Annotated in this window: 17 protein-coding genes; 13 read left to right on the forward strand and 4 right to left on the reverse strand. The window is 48.8% G+C overall.

Going from position 1 to position 17,179, the window contains the following annotated elements; all coding sequences use genetic code 11:
• The first annotated feature begins 174 nt into the window (after positions 1–174).
• The 4 genes from KNQ09_RS12160 to KNQ09_RS12175 all read left to right on the forward strand — a co-directional run bounded on the left by KNQ09_RS12160 (position 175) and on the right by KNQ09_RS12175 (position 4,169).
• Positions 175–1,032: an SAM hydrolase/SAM-dependent halogenase family protein gene (locus tag KNQ09_RS12160; protein WP_214772019.1), complete on the forward strand. Its 858-nt coding sequence runs from the start codon at positions 175–177 to the stop codon at positions 1,030–1,032.
• The gene (locus KNQ09_RS12165; RefSeq protein WP_058704610.1) at positions 1,029–1,580 is read left to right on the forward strand and encodes an ECF-type riboflavin transporter substrate-binding protein; all 552 of its coding nucleotides are present in this window, start codon (positions 1,029–1,031) and stop codon (positions 1,578–1,580) included. Before KNQ09_RS12160 ends, KNQ09_RS12165 begins: the two co-directional genes overlap by 4 nt.
• A gap of 70 nt (positions 1,581–1,650) precedes the next feature.
• A complete protein-coding gene (locus KNQ09_RS12170; RefSeq protein WP_214858683.1) occupies positions 1,651–3,354 on the forward strand; it encodes an ABC transporter ATP-binding protein in 1,704 nt (567 codons plus the stop codon).
• Positions 3,345–4,169 carry an energy-coupling factor transporter transmembrane component T family protein gene (locus KNQ09_RS12175; RefSeq protein ID WP_214858684.1) on the forward strand — a complete coding sequence of 275 codons (825 nt, stop codon included), beginning with the start codon at positions 3,345–3,347 and terminating at the stop codon, positions 4,167–4,169. The genes KNQ09_RS12170 and KNQ09_RS12175 overlap by 10 nt, the downstream gene beginning before the upstream one ends.
• A 61-nt stretch (positions 4,170–4,230) precedes the next feature.
• On the opposite strand, the gene KNQ09_RS12180 is transcribed toward KNQ09_RS12175, so the two are convergent.
• The 4 genes from KNQ09_RS12180 to folE2 all read right to left on the reverse strand — a co-directional run bounded on the left by KNQ09_RS12180 (position 4,231) and on the right by folE2 (position 9,621).
• Positions 4,231–6,024 carry a carbon starvation CstA family protein gene (locus KNQ09_RS12180; RefSeq protein WP_214858685.1) on the reverse strand — a complete coding sequence of 598 codons (1,794 nt, stop codon included), beginning with the start codon at positions 6,022–6,024 and terminating at the stop codon, positions 4,231–4,233.
• A 139-nt stretch (positions 6,025–6,163) separates the two neighbouring features.
• Positions 6,164–6,859: a LytR/AlgR family response regulator transcription factor gene (locus tag KNQ09_RS12185; RefSeq protein ID WP_214858686.1), complete on the reverse strand. Its 696-nt coding sequence runs from the start codon at positions 6,857–6,859 to the stop codon at positions 6,164–6,166.
• A complete protein-coding gene (locus KNQ09_RS12190; protein ID WP_214858687.1) occupies positions 6,840–8,606 on the reverse strand; it encodes a LytS/YhcK type 5TM receptor domain-containing protein in 1,767 nt (588 codons plus the stop codon). The genes KNQ09_RS12185 and KNQ09_RS12190 overlap by 20 nt, the downstream gene beginning before the upstream one ends.
• A 109-nt stretch (positions 8,607–8,715) precedes the next feature.
• Positions 8,716–9,621, reverse strand: a complete 906-nt coding sequence (gene folE2 / locus KNQ09_RS12195) for a GTP cyclohydrolase FolE2 (RefSeq protein WP_023466774.1) — start codon at positions 9,619–9,621, stop codon at positions 8,716–8,718.
• A gap of 328 nt (positions 9,622–9,949) precedes the next feature.
• On the opposite strand from folE2, the gene KNQ09_RS12200 reads away from it, so the two are divergent.
• From KNQ09_RS12200 to KNQ09_RS12240, 9 genes are all read left to right on the forward strand, one after another.
• Entirely contained in the window at positions 9,950–10,807 is an 858-nt protein-coding gene (locus KNQ09_RS12200) for a TerC family protein (RefSeq protein WP_041255251.1), read from the forward strand.
• 165 nt (positions 10,808–10,972) lie between these two features.
• The gene (locus KNQ09_RS12205) at positions 10,973–11,737 is read left to right on the forward strand and encodes a TerC family protein (RefSeq protein ID WP_029343196.1); all 765 of its coding nucleotides are present in this window, start codon (positions 10,973–10,975) and stop codon (positions 11,735–11,737) included.
• Positions 11,738–11,788: 51 nt separating this feature from the next.
• Positions 11,789–12,922 (forward strand): YfbR-like 5'-deoxynucleotidase, encoded by a 1,134-nt coding sequence (locus KNQ09_RS12210; RefSeq protein ID WP_214858688.1) that lies wholly within the window; start codon positions 11,789–11,791, stop codon positions 12,920–12,922.
• 11 nt (positions 12,923–12,933) lie between these two features.
• On the forward strand, positions 12,934–14,121 hold the full coding sequence (locus KNQ09_RS12215) for a multidrug effflux MFS transporter (protein ID WP_251138194.1): 1,188 nt from the start codon (positions 12,934–12,936) through the stop codon (positions 14,119–14,121).
• Positions 14,122–14,272: 151 nt separating this feature from the next.
• Positions 14,273–14,500, forward strand: coding sequence for a hypothetical protein (locus KNQ09_RS12220; RefSeq protein WP_064300502.1), 228 nt, complete (start codon positions 14,273–14,275; stop codon positions 14,498–14,500).
• The gene (locus tag KNQ09_RS12225) at positions 14,490–15,011 is read left to right on the forward strand and encodes an NfeD family membrane protein (RefSeq protein ID WP_214858689.1); all 522 of its coding nucleotides are present in this window, start codon (positions 14,490–14,492) and stop codon (positions 15,009–15,011) included. The genes KNQ09_RS12220 and KNQ09_RS12225 overlap by 11 nt, the downstream gene beginning before the upstream one ends.
• Positions 15,008–16,528, forward strand: coding sequence for a flotillin lipid rafts scaffold protein FloT (locus KNQ09_RS12230; protein ID WP_029343201.1), 1,521 nt, complete (start codon positions 15,008–15,010; stop codon positions 16,526–16,528). The genes KNQ09_RS12225 and KNQ09_RS12230 overlap by 4 nt, the downstream gene beginning before the upstream one ends.
• Positions 16,528–16,938 carry a hypothetical protein gene (locus tag KNQ09_RS12235; protein ID WP_214858690.1) on the forward strand — a complete coding sequence of 137 codons (411 nt, stop codon included), beginning with the start codon at positions 16,528–16,530 and terminating at the stop codon, positions 16,936–16,938. Before KNQ09_RS12230 ends, KNQ09_RS12235 begins: the two co-directional genes overlap by 1 nt.
• Positions 16,931–17,146, forward strand: coding sequence for a hypothetical protein (locus KNQ09_RS12240; protein WP_214858691.1), 216 nt, complete (start codon positions 16,931–16,933; stop codon positions 17,144–17,146). Before KNQ09_RS12235 ends, KNQ09_RS12240 begins: the two co-directional genes overlap by 8 nt.
• Positions 17,147–17,179: the final 33 nt, after the last annotated feature.

Genomic DNA, 17,179 nt, shown 5'->3' on the forward strand with positions numbered 1-17,179 from the left:
GACCGGTAGGACGGATACCGTTAGCATTCCATGGAGTCTCGTACTCCTAGAGGTGGCTGAACGTGAGTTGAGCCATGAACGAAGGTGGTACCACGTGATCAGACATCACGTCCTGAGAGATGAGGGCGTGGTGTCTTTTTTGTGGGGACGTTCGCGCAGGAGGAGGATGACGAGATGGCAGAAGCATTGGTATTGCAATCAGACTTTGGCGTGAGTGACGGGGCAGTGAGTGCGATGTATGGAGTAGCCCACAGCATCAATCCGGAGATTCGGATTTTTGATTTGACGCACGACATTCCACCGTTCCACATTTGGGAAGCGTCCTATCGGTTACTGCAGACGGTGCCGTACTGGACGGAGCAAACGGTGTTCGTTTCTGTCGTTGATCCAGGTGTCGGATCGAGTCGAAAGAGTGTCGTCGCGCGGACGCATGCGAATCAATACATCATCACACCGGATAACGGGACGTTGACGCATCTTTGGCAAGCCGGATACATTGCTGAAGTGAGGCAACTCGATGATCGACGGCATCGCTTACCGCGGATGGGGGAATCGTATACGTTCCACGGACGAGATATCTTTGCCTTCACGGGAGCTCGATTATCAAGCCATGTCATCACCTTCGAGGAAGTGGGACCTGTTTTACCTGCTTCGGACATCGTTTTGCTCGATCGGACAGTTGCCTCGTCGTCGGACAGCGGTGTTACTGGTATCGTCGAGATTCTCGATGTTCGCTTCGGAAATGTCTGGACGAATATTCCAGTCGCTCTCGTCCGTCAGGCGGGTCTCGACATCGGCAGCCACGTCAAGGTAATGATTTCGTATCGGGAACGAATCGTCTATGAACAGACACTGCTCTTTGGTCATTCGTTCGCCGACGTACCAGTCGGTTCAGGCGTCGTTTACATCAATTCGCTAGATCAGATTGCTCTTGCCTTGAATCAAGGTTCGTTTGCGCATGCATTTGAGGTTGGGATCGGAAATGATTGGAGTGTTAACGTACAACAAATCAAAGGAGGAGATCGAACATGAAAGGATTTACGACAAAACAGATCGTCGCAACCGGGATCGGAGCAGCTGTATTCATCATTTTAAGTCGATTCGCTGCGATTCCGACAGGCGTACCGAACACGTCAATCGAGACAGCCTATGCATTTCTCGCATTCATGGCAGTTTTGTTCGGACCGGTCACAGCCGGTTTGATTGGTTTAATCGGTCATGGATTAAAAGATGCAATTTTATATGGTTCCCCGTGGTGGAGTTGGGTCATCGTCTCCGGCTTCGTCGGGTTTGGTATCGGATTGATCGCTAACCGGATTCGCTTAGAAGAAGGTGGATTGACGACACGTAAAATCGTCTTATTCAATGCGACACAAGCCATCGTGCAAGCGATCGGTTGGATCATCATCGCACCGGTACTCGATATCTTAATTTACTCGGAGCCAGCGAATAAAGTCTTCGTCCAAGGTGCTGTCGCTGCGACATCAAATATCTTGACAGTCGGTGTCATTGGAACGTTGTTGCTCGTCACGTATGCCAAAACAAGAAGTAAAGCAGGCAGCTTGAAACGCGAAGTTTGACCGAATGAGCTATGATCCTGTGCGAAGAGTCGGCAGGATCATAGCTCATTTGGCTTGGGGGGAGAAAGACATGACAAACGTGATTGAATTTCAGGATTTTTCATTTACATATCGGAGTCAGTCGGAACCGACACTCCGGCAGATTCAGTTAACGATTCAAGCAGGAGAACGCATCTTAATCGTTGGACCGTCGGGTTCAGGAAAAAGTACGCTCGCCCAGTGCATCAATGGGTTGATTCCGTTCTCGTACCCGGGAACGTGGGAAGGACAGGTCCTGATCAAAGGACAAGATGCCCGGGAGTTATCGTTATTTGATCGTTCGTTGCATATTGGCACGGTGTTACAGGATCCAGATGCGCAGTTCGTCGGTTTATCGGTTGGCGAAGACATCGCCTTTGCGCTCGAGAACAAACAGACTAGGCGACCAGAAATGCAGGAAATCGTCGAACGCGTCGCACGAATGACGGATGTCGAGACGCTCTTGCACGCACGATTGAATGATCTATCAGGCGGACAACGGCAACGGGCAGCATTAGCCGGAGTCCTCGTCGAAGATGCGGACATTTTACTGTTTGATGAACCGCTCGCGAATCTCGATCCGGTAGCGGGACAAGAAGCGATGGCGCTTATGGATCGACTGCAACGTGATACGAACCGCACACTGATCGTCGTCGAACATCGAATCGAGGATGTACTCGTCATTCCGTTTGACCGCATCATCGTCATGGTCGATGGGGAAATCATTGCCGATGACCATCCGGATGTCATCTTAAGCAATGGCGTGCTTCAACAAGCGATTTTACGTGAACCTCTCTATGTCAGTGCCGCGCGCTGGGCTGGGCTTGCCGTTCAACCTTCAGATCAGCCGAGCCGCATCGATCCCTTTTTAAAGCAGTTCAATCAGACGGACGTGTTGGAGCGTTTAGAGGAAGCGCCTCAAAAAGAGACTGTAACCTCTACTGCATGGCTCGAACTTGAACAGTTGGCGTTTCATTATCGCCAAGGAACGCCGGTGCTTGAGAACGTGACAGCCTCTTTTCAAAAGGGAACACTGACGACGATCGTCGGTCAGAATGGTGCCGGGAAATCCACGCTTGCGAAAGTGTTGAGTGGTTACCAACGGACGACAGGTGGTCGGATCCTACTTGACGGAACCGACATCACGAACCAATCGATCGCAGAGCGGGCGGGGACGATCGGATTCGTTCTGCAAAATCCGAATCATATGATTTCGAAGCACCTCGTGCAGGAGGAAATCCGCTACGGGATGCAGGCGCTCGGATTAAGTGAGACGGAAGAAAACGAGCGTCTCGAGCAGACATTACGTCGTTGCGGATTATATCCGTTTCGTAATTGGCCGATTCAAGCACTGAGTTTTGGTCAGAAGAAACGAGTGACGATTGCTTCGATTCTCGTTCGACGACCGGATATCTTGATTCTCGATGAACCAACAGCCGGTCAAGATTACCGTCATTATTCGGATATGATGGACTTTTTAGAAGGATTGAAGCAGGACGGGATGACGTTACTCATCATCACGCACGACATGCACCTCGTCTTAGAGTACAGCGATCAAGTCTGCCTCGTGCAAGCCGGGCGTATCCGTTATGCTGGGACATCATTTGGACTGCTGAATCAAGAACAATTACTGCATCACGCCCATTTAAAACAAACATCGCTCTTTACGATAGCGCAACACCTCGACATCGATCCGGAACGATTCGTCGAGTCCGTGATTACGACGGAGCGAAAGGAGCGGGAACAATGGCTGTAGAAATGCTTGGTTATATTGAAAAAACGTCACCGATTCATCGCTTGACGGGAACGACGAAACTAATCGGATTCTTGTTATTTACGACAGCGACGATGTTCACCTATGATACACGTGTCTTACTTGTGATGGGGTTAGTCAGTATCGTATTATTCCGCTTGTCGCGTATCCGGTATCGGGAAGTTCGGTTCGTATTGATCTTTACAGCGATATTCGTCCTGATCAATGCGCTTGCCGTTTATTTGTTCGAACCGGAGCAAGGCGTTGGAATCTACGGATCCCGTCACGTGTTACTTGAGGGTATTGGACGATTTACGGTAACAGCAGAACAAGTGTTTTATCTGTTTAATCTCATCTTAAAATACAGTGTGATTGTTCCGATTGCTGTGTTGTTTCTCGTCACGACCCATCCGACGGAGTTTGCTTCTTCCTTGAATCGGATTGGTGTTCCGTATAAAATCGCATTTGCGGTCTCCTTAGCGCTCCGTTATATTCCGGACGTTCAATCTGATTTCCGGACAATTGCGAATGCGCAGGAAGCGCGAGGGATTGCAGTCTCACACGGCTCACTTTGGCAGCGGGCGCGTAATAGCATCCAGATTTTACTTCCATTATTGTTTACGAGTCTCGAACGGATTGAGACAGTCAGTAATGCGATGGATCTCCGTGGATTCGGTGCCGGACGAAAGCGGACGTGGTACAACCAGCAGACGATGACACGGATTGATTATGTCGCCATCAGTTGCGTAGTATTATTAACGGTTTTCTCCTTCGTTGTCACTTTCTATGATGGCAATCGCTTTTATAATCCGTTTTAAAAATGAAATACGAAAAAGGCAGTGGATGCGTCCACTGCCTTTTGTCATATGACCAATCCGCTTACGCAGATCGTTTTTGATTTTCCCAACGTGGTGAATTCAACAGTTCAATCCATTTCTTGACGGCTGAGATCGTGATGACGATCGCGAGCAGTCCCATCGTTACAGACAAGACCGTATTCAAGATGCTGAAACCTGGAGAATCCGAGTTTGCATAGACGTTTGCGACCATCCAGATATCCGCGAACGTTACCGTGATCAGAAGGTAGACGAGCGGGATAAACGTCGTCAGGGCATAGATTTTTTTGTCGGCGATTTTCAAGATGATTGTCGTTCCGATGATCAAGCCAATCGACGCCATCAGCTGATTCGATACCCCGAATAATGCCCAAATTGAACCAATGTCACCCGAGAACAGGAGATAGCCCCAGAAGAACGTCCCGAGTGCCGAAGCGAAGATGGCACCCGGAATCCAGTCGACACGTTTGAGTGGTTTGTAGAACTCTCCGAAGAAATCTTGAATCAAGTAACGGGCGACGCGCGTTCCGGCATCGATTGCTGTTAGGATGAAGACCGCTTCGAACAAAATGACGAATTGGAAGAAGAAACCGGCAATCTCTTTGAACCACGGGATGGCGCGGAAGATGAACGTCATACCGACAGCGAGTGAGACGGCACCACCTGTTCGACCTGCAAGATCCAGTCCGATTTCACGGGATAGATCATCCAAGTAGACTGTGCTCATGCCGAGTGTCGCGAATACTTCAGGAGTTGAGTTGATAGCGAAGTAATCACCGACTTCAAGAGAAGTCGCAGCGATCAATGCCATGACGGCAACAAGACATTCGACAAGCATGGCACCGAAGGCAACCGGTTTGATGTCACTCCAACGATTGATCATCTTCGGTGTCGTACCGGAACCAACGAAAGCGTGGAAACCAGAAATCGCACCACAGGCAATCGTGATCGAGATGAATGGCCAGACTGGACCAGCGATGATTGGACCACCACCATCAACGAATTTCGTGAATGCTGGGAATCGAATGTCTGGGTTGATGATGAAGACACCAACGATCAAGGCAAGGAAGACACCGATTTTCATGAAACTCGATAAATAATCACGAGGTGCGAGTAAGAGCCACACTGGCAGTGCAGCAGCGAAGAATGCATAAATCGGTAAAGCAATCGCGAGTTGACGGGACGAAAGATCGAACCAGTCACCGATGAATGTTTCCGTTAACTGAGGACCAAAACCAATCGCAGCTAGAATCAGTAGAAAACCAACTGTTGAAGCAAGTGCTAAATTGCCACCTTTACGTAAGTAAATCCCAACGAACATCGCGATTGGAATCGTCGAGAAGACAGCGAATGTACCCCATGGGTTATGTTCCAGGGCATGCAAGACGACCATCGATAGACCAGCCATCGTGATCGTGATGATGAAGAGCATCGCAAGTCCGGCACAAAAACCAGCGACTGGTCCCAGCTCTTTTTTAGCGACTTCAGACAGCGACTGACCATCTTGGCGCATCGAGGCAAAAAGAACAACCATATCATGGACCGCTCCACCGATGACGGCACCGATCAAAAGCCACAGTAAGCCGGGGAGATATCCGAACTGTGCAGCAAGGACAGGTCCGACGAGTGGACCGGCAGCAGCGATTGCTGCGAAGTGGTGTCCGAACGAGACCCATTTGCTCGTTGGGACGTAATCTTTTCCGTCCGCTAATTTATGAGCGGGCGTTTCGCGATCATCTTTGATTTTTAAGACTTTCGCGGCCATGAACGTGCCGTAGAGACGATACGCGATTAATAAGATACAGATGACAGCAATAACGATTGGAGTAGCGCTCATCTAAAATTCCTCCTCTTGAATGAACTATGATGGATTTAGTATACAATTAGCGGAAGCGCTTTCTTTATTTTTTAGATGAGTTGTCGTTTTTGTTCGATGAAAGGTTGAAAACGGCACCTGAATCACAAAAAAGAAGCGCTTAAATACCGAGCGCTTCTTTCAGTAGTTTGACATACGTCCGGCTGACCGGCACATCGATCCGATGAATCTTTAAGTTGTAAGCCCCGTTGAACCAAGGTTCGATCGCGTCAATTGCCGATAAGTTGACGAGATACGAACGATGAACTCGTAAAAAACGATGATCTTGAAGCTTTCGTTCGAGTTCGAGTAAAGTCTCGTTCGATGGATACGCCCCATGTTCCGTGACGATCTTCGTCTTCCCGTTCTCAGCGACGATGTAATCGATATCTTGAGGAGACAATAATTTCAGTTGTTCGCCCGTCTCGACGGCTAAACGTTCAAGTCGAGGTGCTTTTTTCGGAAGCGGTCGCGCAACTTTTTCAATCGCACGGACAATCCGAGCCGGATCATACGGTTTCAAGATGTAGTCATAGGCATTGAGCTCAAACGCTTCAAGCGCATGAGCATCATATGCCGTCACAAACAAAAGAGCCGGAGGACGTGGCATCGATTTCAAGCGTTTGGCGACTTCAAGACCACTTCCGTCCGTTAGCTCGATATCGAGAAAGACTAAGTCGGGTTGAAGGGAGCGAACGAGTCGTTCAGCTTCCTCGACACTGCCGGTTTCCCCGACGACTTCAAGACCGGCTGCAGTGACGTGATAACGGAGCTCATCGCGTGCGAGCGGTTCATCTTCAATCAACAAGGTGCGCATGCTGGATCTCCTTTCTGAGTTCAATCGGGAGACGAATCGCGATCGTTGTGCCGTTTTGACCGTCACTCGTGATCGTAAACTGTCCCTTTTCACCATATAAACTTCGAATCCGTTCTGCCGTATTGAATAATGCGGTACCAGTGCCCGAGGACGGAACGACTTCTCGACCGAGACGAGCAAGGCGCGAAGCGTCAATGCCGCGTCCGTTGTCGACGACTTCGAGACACAGCTGGTCTGCGTCACACCATGCCGTCACACCGACATATCCTGTCTGTTCAGAAGAAAACGCATGAAGGAACGCATTTTCGATCAACGGTTGTAAGATGAACGGTGGAACGAGTAAAGACGTCGTCTCGTCTGCTAAATCAATGTCGAGAAACGGGCGATTCGGAAAACGAGCGGCTTCAAGAGATGTGTATGCCTCGATGTGCTCGAGTTCCTTTTGGAGCGGAATTTTCGTCGATCGTGCGCCTTGGAGGTTACTGCGGAAGAACGTCGACAATTCGAGCAACAACGTGCGTGCTTGTTCGACATCCGTCCGGCACAGTGCATAAATCGTATTGATCGCATTAAACAGGAAGTGGGGATGGATTTGTGCTTCGAGTGCCCGGATCTCGGCATCTTTCAGTAAACCGGCTTGCCGCTGGGCGTTCCCGAGTGCCAGTTGTGTCGAGAACAATTTGGCTAACCCTTCAATGAGTTCGACTTCGACGGCGTCGAGCAATTCGGCATGAGGATAATAGACTTTCAACGTCCCGATCGTCGTTTCCCCGACGATGAGCGGAGCGATGATGCCGGCTTGAAGGGGACAATCCGTTACGGGACAGCCGATATCGAGTCGTTCCGTCACAAGACGAACTTGTCCGTCCTGCAAGACATGCTCAGTCGGTTTCGTCGTCCAGTGACTTCCAGCTTGATGGTGGTCGCTCCCTATACCGATATGGGCCAGGATGACGGAACGATCCGTCAGTGAGACGGCTTCGGCTCGCGTTTGCTGCAACAGAATTTCCGCGACAGCTTCTGCCGTATGGATATGTAGACCACGCGTCAGATGCGGAAGCGTCAAATCGGCGATATGCAACGACCGTTCGGCTTCTCGTGCCCGAACCGTTTCCTCTTCTCGCGCAGCAAGGCGGATGATCGATAAGAACAACCAGACACCGAGGACGTTGATCAGTGTCATCGGTAAGAAGATGAATTGGACTAGTTCGACTGCCGCATCAAAGGGGCGGGCGAATAGTAAAATCAACGACATTTCAAACAGCATTAAAAAAGCAGTCAAACACACGGGCAATAACGCTTGGCTACTGAGGCGGTCGCGCCAATAGGAGCGTAAGAGACCGCTGACACCGCCGGCGATGACGGTGGAAAGCGCACAAGCGAACGCTGTGAATCCGCCGAGGGAATACCGATGAACCCCGACGATTAGTCCGGTCATCAATCCACCGAGCGGACCAGCGAGCAATCCGCTGATGACGACGATCATCGTTCGTGTATTTGCAATCGCTGATGTCCCGTCGACTTCTTCGAGCCAAGCATGGGGTAAGAATTCAGCTAAGTCGACTTTGACCCCTGTATAATTGCTTAAAATACCGTACGTCGCAAAAAACAGGACGAGGACACGGAATTGCCAGCCTGCTTCCGGTTGACGCAGCAACCGTCGTGTCGGTCCCCACTGGGCGAGGATGAACGCTAAGATGATCATGATACCGAGTCGTTCGAGTAAAAAAGGAATCAGTTCCAACATGTGCATTCCTCCATTCGAGTTAAGTGTAAACGCTCGCAAAACGGAGAGCAATGCCGGCACACAAAAAAGCCGTACTCGCTCGGTTTAAGAGGGAGTACGGCAGACTTACTTATTGTGCGTCTTTATCGAACGTGATCCGTGCGATCGCGTCATGTTGGTGAATCGTTTCTTCGTTACGGCATTCGACGTAGAACGAAGCGATTGGGTCCATTTCGTACAGGTCAGCAGCAATCAAGCGAACCATGTCTTCTACGAAACGTGGGTTTTCGTATGCCATCTCTGTCACGCGTTTTTCATCCGGACGTTTGAGTACTGGGTGAAGTGGCGCTGAGGCATTGGATTCAGCTGCATCAAGCAATGATTGTTTCCAGTCAAAGTCTTCTGCTTCATCACGTAACGATGCTTCCATCGTGACGTAACCACGTTGGTTGTGAGCACTGTATTCGCTGATTTCTTTTGAACATGGGCAAAGTGTCGTGACGTTGATCGTCAAGCCGACAGACAACGTCGCTTCGTCCGTTTCCGTGTTGACGCTGACCGTTTGCCATACTTCAGCATTCATCAAGCCGCTAAGACCTGTTGCAGGTGCTTTACGTGTGAAGAACCATGGATAACGGATCGTCAATTGACCTTCCGTTTGTTCCATGCGATCTGCTAAATCACGCGCGAATTGAATGAGTGACTCGTTCGTGACCGTCCAACCTTCGTTGTGGTATTGATCCAGTTGCTCCGTTAAACGGCTCATGTTGATCCCTTTACGGTCTTGTACGAGTGATGTCGACAGTTCAAACGTCGCGACTGTCGCTTGTGTTTTGTCTCCGTCTTGGATGACGACAGGATGTTTGACGTTTGAGATTCCGACAGCATCTAGTGCAAACAGGAAGTTCTTCGGTGTATTTTGCAAGTCGACCATCTTATCTTTTTCAGTCGGTTTTGTTCCTTTGATTGGTGGTACCGAACCGAACAGCTTATGGCGCTCTTCTTTTGTTGGTAACGTAATCGGGTAGGTAGACATATTCATTGGCCCCTTTGTCCTTTTGTAGTGTTTCAATAGTAATAACATGACAGGAATGCTAGAGACGAGCAAGTCTGATGATTCCGCAAATGTGTTTCATCTTTTCATCGCTAGAAGTATTGTCTTGAATTTTATCACGAACGTTCGATAAACGAAACTCGCACGACTCAAAATCGACACATTCTATATCTATAGGAATAACTTACTTGCAATCGGGTATACTATCCTATAGTATATGTTCAGGTGAACGTGTAATCATTGTTTTTTCGTCATGGTCAATAATTGAAGTTTTTTATTTTACAGGTAGTAAGAGAAAGGGATGACAGAGATGGATTGGCAGTTACTATTACAGTATGCCTGGGTCGTACTCGTCTTGATCGCGCTTGAAGGATTACTTTCAGCGGATAATGCACTCGTACTCGCGGTCATGGTCAAGCACTTACCAGGAGAACAACAAAAGAAAGCACTTTTTTATGGACTAGCTGGAGCGTTCGTCTTACGATTCGCGGCATTGTTCGCGATTTCGTTCCTCGTCGATATTTGGCAAATCCAAGCACTTGGAGCGGCGTACTTGCTCATCATGGGACTACGGCATATTTATAAGACCGTTAAAGCCAGAAAGCTCGGTGAGAACCATGGGGCTGAAAATGAGCTAGATGAAGAACCGAAGTCGGAAGAGCCAGTTTCAAAAGGTGAATTCTGGCGGACAGTCGCGAAAATCGAATTCGCAGACTTAGCGTTTGCTGTCGATTCGATTCTTGCAGCAGTAGCACTTGCCGTTGCCCTTCCAAACTGGGGATCAGGCGAAATCGGTGGTTTGAACACAGGTCACTTCATCGTCATCTTAACAGGTGGTTTGATGGGTGTCGTCTTGATGCGTTTCGCAGCACGTGTCTTTGTTAAATTGCTCGCAGATCGCCCAGGTCTTGAGACAGCAGCGTTTGCGATTGTTGCCTGGGTTGGTGTGAAGCTAGCCGTTCTTGCGCTCGAACACCCGAAATACCACGCATCAATCGAAGGAACAATCTTTGAAGCCTTAAAACTTCCGGAAGGATTTGCCCACAGTACACCGTGGCAGGCTTTCTTCTGGACAGTCATGGTCGGTCTTGCTCTTTGGGGTTGGTTCTCTTCACCAAAAACGAAACCAAATCCAGATGCTGAAAAGAAAGTTGATCAAAACTTATAAGAAATGGAAACGATCCGTCGATGACGGGTCGTTTTTTTGTGTTAGGTTTTCTTAAACAATGGGAATAAAACACAAGGTTAAGTACTTGAGTCGAGCTTTCATCTTTTTCTTTCCGATCGACCGGCATATAATAAATAGACTGAACAATAAAGGGGATTCGTTAGTATGGATATTGGATTAATTACACAGTATGCGACCGTCGGGCTCGTACTGATCATTTTGCAAGGATTACTATCCGCCGACAATGCGATGGTCATGGCGGTCCTCGTCCGACCGTTACCAGACGATCAACGTAAAAAGGCGCTTTTCTATGGTCTCGTCGGAGCACTCGTCTTACGTTTCGTGGCAATCTTCTTTGCTTCGTACTTAGCGACGATTTGGGAACTTCAAGCACTCGGGGCGATTTATCTCTTTTATGTCGCGTTTAAAGGAATCGTCGAGGCACGATCGAATAAACACCAAGTACCGGACACGATTGCCTCACAAAAAGCCTCACCGAACTTTTGGTGGACGGTCGTGAAAGTTGAGTTCTCTGATTTAGCGTTTGCGGTCGATTCAACGCTTGCCGCTGTCGCGATGGCGACGACACTACCGATGATTGGTGGAACGATCGGTGGTCTGAACACAGGACAATTCTGGGTCGTCTTTTTCAGTGGGATCATCGGTCTTGTCATCATGCGTTACTTCGCGAGCTGGTTCGTCGTCTTGCTCCAAAAGCGACCAGGCATCGAAGAAGCTGCCTTTTGGCTTGTTGCATGGGTTGGTGTAAAACTGGTCGTCATGACACTCGCGCATCCGTCAATCGACGTCTTGCCGCATGAGTTTCCAGAGAGTACACTATGGCAAACGATCTTCTGGGTCGTACTTGCTCTGATTTTAATCATTGGTTGGTTCCGTAGCGGAAGCAGTTCAACCAAATCAGCAAAATAATACAATGGCGGGCAGGGTACTCTCTGTCCGTCTTTCGTTAGGAGAGATTTCATGCAAAACGGTAATTTCATTCGAATGCTGACGCGGATGCAAAACGTTCCACGGTGGGATGAATATGCACCACGTTTTCCGGATAACGCAGCTAGTCACAGCTTTCGTGTTGCCTTATTCAGTTTGATGGCAAGCTATTTAGAAGAAGCAGACGGGCAAACACCAGTCGACCGCCAGACATTGCTCGGAAAAGCTCTATTCCATGATATGAATGAAGTCATCACTGGACCCATTAAACACCGGACAAAAAAAGAACCAACGTTACATGCACACATTCAGGCAATGGAACAACAAGCAAGTGAACAGCTCGTTGCCTTACTCTCAAAGTCGCTTCAACCAGCGTTCACGACATACCTCGTACATGCAGAAGATGAATCACCGGAAGGACGGATCGTCGAAGCCATCGATACGTTCGATGCGATGTTGTACGCACGCCGAGAAGCACGGATGACGGAGTCCGTCTTTTTCGAACAAAAAGCAGCGGAATTACAGGCTGTTCTAGAACGACACCCACTCATTTCAATCCGTCGCTTGACACAGTCGGTCATGGAAGAGGATGAGATGTCTCATTTCATTGAAAACGTCTTGATGATGGATACGATTCGGCGCTGGAAAGGACGTTTCAATACGATTGATGATAACGACGCGACACATGCGTTTCGAGCAGCCTCGCTTGGTATCTTCAATGGTCTGATTGAATCAGAGAAGTACGGCGTCACGATCGACATCGAAGAAGTCGTCTCGCGTCTCTTGTGTCATGATCTCGTTGAAGGAACGACGGGAGATGTTCTTGGACCTGTTAAACATGCGACACCGGTCACAGCAGCAGCCTTCGAAGCTTACGAACGGGCAGAAGGAGAGACGTTGATCAATAATCTACCGAAAGAAATCCGAGCACCGTTCCGTCGGTTCGTCGTTGAAGCAAAAGACGAGACATACGAAGGACAGATGGTCGATGTGATCGATAAACTCGACGCATTGATTAAAATGAACATGGAACGGAAGTTGAACGGGGTCGAGTATGAGACCGGTTACCGCGCACAACTTAAAAAGGTTCAGATGACATATGAAAATCCATCGGTCGTCTTTTTCCTCGCTTATGTCTTGCATGATTTGGATTACGTGACGTCATGACGAAAGAAACCATGACCCCACGCCGCTTAACGTTGATCTTGATCCTCGGTTCGCTTGCTGCGCTCGGACCGCTCTCGATCGACATGTATCTACCTGCTTTTCCAGATATGTCACGCTCGTTTGATGCGAGTGCATCACTGATTCAATTGAGTTTGACGGCTTGTATGCTCGGAATGGCGCTCGGACAGTTGATTGTTGGTCCGCTGAGTGACGTTCGCGGACGTAAACGACCGCTGATGGTTGCTCTGCTCGCATATCTGCTCGCGTCTCTCGCCTGTGCGATGGCACCGACGATTGAAGTGTTGATCGCGCTTCGATTCATCCAAGGGGCAGCTGGAGCGTCAGGAATCGTCATTTCCCGGGCAATCGTTCGTGACTTGTTTGACGGACCTGAATTGACGCGGTTTTTTGCTGCCTTGTCACTCGTCAACGGAACAGCACCAATTCTCGCACCCGTCATCGGTGGACAAATTCTTCGGTTCGGTGACTGGCATTTCGTCTTCTACTTGCTTGCGATTTTAAGCACGATGATGTTACTTGCTGTCGCACTCCGTTTACCGGAAACACTTCCGCTTGATAGACGTGTTGAAGGAAACCTGACGACGACGTTGAAGACGTTCGGACGTTTGTTGACGGATCGCGTCTTCATTGGCTATGCGTTCGCGCAAGCATTCGTCATGGGCGCGATGTTCGCCTACATCTCCGGTTCACCGTTCGTCTTACAAAATATTTATGGCGCTTCGCCGCAACAGTTCAGTTTTTTGTTCGGTTTAAACGGAATCGGAATCATCTTAGCAGCACAGATTGCTGGTCGCCTTGCGGGTCGTGTCGATTCAGAGCGGCTGATGCGAATCAGTTTGACGATCGTTGCGAGTGCGAGCATCTTATTGTTCCTCGCCTTGACGTTAACGAATCAGCTGATCTTCGTCATGATTCCACTGTTTTTCGTCGTTTCAAGCGTCGGTTTGATCTCGACGCTCGGTTTTACCTTAGCGATGCAAAATTACGGAGCAACGGCAGGCAGTGCCTCGGCTCTTCTAGGGCTCTTGCCAATGCTCGTCGGTTCGCTCGTGTCACCACTCGTCGGGATCATGGGAGAGCAATCGGCTGTTCCGATGGGGTTGATCATCATGACCTTAGATTGCCTGGCGCTCATCCTCTATTACGGTCTGATTGTTCGTCGACCAAATCGTTCATAAACGCTAATTATTCAAAAACGTTTGTCCTCTGTATGGGACGAGCGTTTTTTCTTTTAATGAAAGGAAAAGAAATGGAATTCATTTTGAAACATTTTCTAAAAAATAAGCGTAGAAGAGAAAGAAAGCCAGTACTTCAGAAAGGAGTGGAGCGATGAAGCAGGAGTTGCAGCGTGAACGAGAACCGTCGATTGAGGCAAGATTAGCACGTCATTTTGCCGCACAGAAAAAATACTTACGCCGTCAAGAAGAGGCAATCGATCAACGAGACAAAGAATTGGCTCGTTTATTGTTTGAGGAAAACCGGACTGCTTATCTAAGGGCTTACCACGAACTGTATGGCTCACATCCTTACATCGAGGTGAACGAAGATGGACGTTAGTACACTTTATTTATATGCGTTAGCGGCCGCTGCTTGTGGTGTGTTTGTGTCCATCCTATTCTCAGACGTCATTCCAGGCGTCGATCAAATCTTTCATCCCACGTTGATCTTATCTTTTGTCATCATCACGTCAGCGATCGGATTCGGACTCGAACAGCTCAGTCCGCTTCGTTCGATATTGATTTTAATCATCAGTAGTGTGATTGCGTTATTAGTGACGACGCTGATGCATATCTTTTTATTCGTTCCGATGGCACAAGCCGAACAGTCGCTTGGATTTTCGGAACAGATGCTAGAAGGTCGCAGCGCAACCGTCATCGTGCCGATTCCGACTGAAGGATATGGTGAAATCTTACTTGATGACGTCTCAGGACGCGTATCAAAGTCAGCCGTTCTGTTTGAAGGACCTGCCTTACCACAAGGCACGAAGGTGCTCGTCATCGAGATCAAACAAGGCGTCGCGTCTGTCGTGACGTACCCTCAACAATGGAAAAAGGAGATGTTTACATGAATCCAGTGTTAATCGTATCGATCGTCGCGGTTGCGTTGATCGTTGCATTGATCGTCTTATTCATTACGAAGTACCGAACGGTCGGTCCGGAAGAAGCGTTGATCGTATCGGGTAGTTATCTCGGAGGACGCAACGTTAATACCGATGAGTCCGGCAACCGAGTAAAAATTATTCGTGGCGGCGGAACATTTGTATTACCTGTCTTCCAACAAGCGACACCACTAAGTTTGTTATCGAGTAAACTCGAAGTTACGACACCTGAAGTCTATACGGAGCAAGGTGTACCGGTCATGGCAGACGGTACAGCGATCATCAAGATCGGTAGCTCGATTTCTGAGATTGCGACGGCAGCGGAGCAGTTCCTCGGAAAATCAAAGGAGGAGCGAGAAGGCGAAGCACGTGAAGTCCTTGAAGGACACTTGCGTTCGATTCTCGGGTCGATGACCGTCGAAGAAATTTATAAGAACCGTGATAAGTTCTCACAAGAAGTCCAGCGGGTCGCGTCTCAAGACCTGGCGAAGATGGGACTCGTCATCGTTTCGTTTACGATTAAAGACGTCCGTGACAAGAACGGATACTTAGAATCCCTCGGGAAACCGCGGATTGCACAGGTTCGTCGTGATGCGGATATCGCAACGGCAGACGCGGAAAAAGAGACACGCATCAAACGGGCAGAAGCTTCAAAAGATGCGAAAAAAGCAGAACTCGAACGCGCAACAGAAATCGCTGAAGCGGAAAAAGAAAATCAGTTGAAGATGGCAGACTACCGCCGCGAACAAGATATCGCGAAGGCGAAAGCCGACCAAGCGTATGATCTTGAGAATGCACGCGCGCAACAAGAAGTTACGGAGCAACAGATGCAAATCAAAATCATCGAGCGTCAAAAACAAATCGAGCTCGAAGAACGTGAAATTCTCCGTCGTGAGAAACAATACGACGCGGAAGTCAAAAAACGCGCTGATGCTGATCGTTACTCGATTGAGCAAGCTGCCCAAGCCGACCGTGCGAAGCAATATGCGGAAGCGGACGCAACGAAATACCGGATCGAGGCATCGGCAAAAGCAGATGCAGAACGAATTCGTCTGGATGGTCTTGCGAAAGCGGACGCGGAGCGGGCACAGGGGGAAACAGAAGCGGACATCATTCGTCTGAAGGGTCTTGCTGAAGCAGAAGCGAAAGAAAAAATCGCGCAGGCGTTCGAGCAATTCGGACAAGCGGCGATTCTCGACATGGTCATTCGGATGATGCCAGAGTACGCGAAAGAGATTGCAGCACCACTCGGCAACATCGATAAAATCACAGTCGTTGATACAGGTAGTGGTGAAGGTGGCGGTGCGAACCGTGTCACTGGTTACGCGACAGATTTGATGGCATCACTGCAAGAGACATTAAAGGCGTCGTCAGGATTAGATGTCAAAGAATTGATCGAGAACTTCTCCGGTAAAGGAACAGCAAAACCGTTGACGGTCAACTTGAATTCCCATGATGCGGTGGCAGCGTCGAAAACAGAAGACTGATGGCAATCCGTGTCTTATTGATTGTGTTCGCACTCCTGCTTTTTCATGTCGCTTGGCCACTTCCATGGTATGCACTAGCGGTACTAGGCGGCGTCATTGGTATCATCAAAGGGTACACATCGGATGACGGAATCGCGAATATATTCAATATAAAGAAGGTATCTTACTCACTTTACGATCGACAAACACGTCAGGAAGCCGTTCTCGCTTTGATGTGTAGTCTGTTGACGGTCGACTTCCCGTATTGGTTCGCCGGAGTGACGACAGGAATCACGTGGCGTGATATCGGATATGTTGGTTTCGAAGTAGTATCGACACTTCTGTTCGCTTATGTTTTATTCCGTTTCTTATGTCTGAATCTATTCCGACCATTCTTTGAGTCTGAAAGAAGGGAGCAAAGAAATGGATAGTTTATTTTTACTGCAAGAGCGCTGGATGCTGTTGCTTCCGTTTGTTGTCGTCTTCTTAATTAACGTCGGGTTATTGACTGCCCTTCTGAAGAAGCGACGTGATTTACCGAAGCTGTTAGTCTTCGGAATGGGTGGGATGGCGATCGTGTTCATCGTCTCTTCGCTTGGATTAAGCATGGCACTGCTGTTCTTTGGATACAATTCATAAAAAAACGGGGCAGACTCTAAACAGAGTCTGTCC

This window comes from Exiguobacterium sp. s191, from assembly GCF_018618955.1.
Lineage (GTDB): Bacteria > Bacillota > Bacilli > Exiguobacteriales > Exiguobacteriaceae > Exiguobacterium_A > Exiguobacterium_A abrahamii.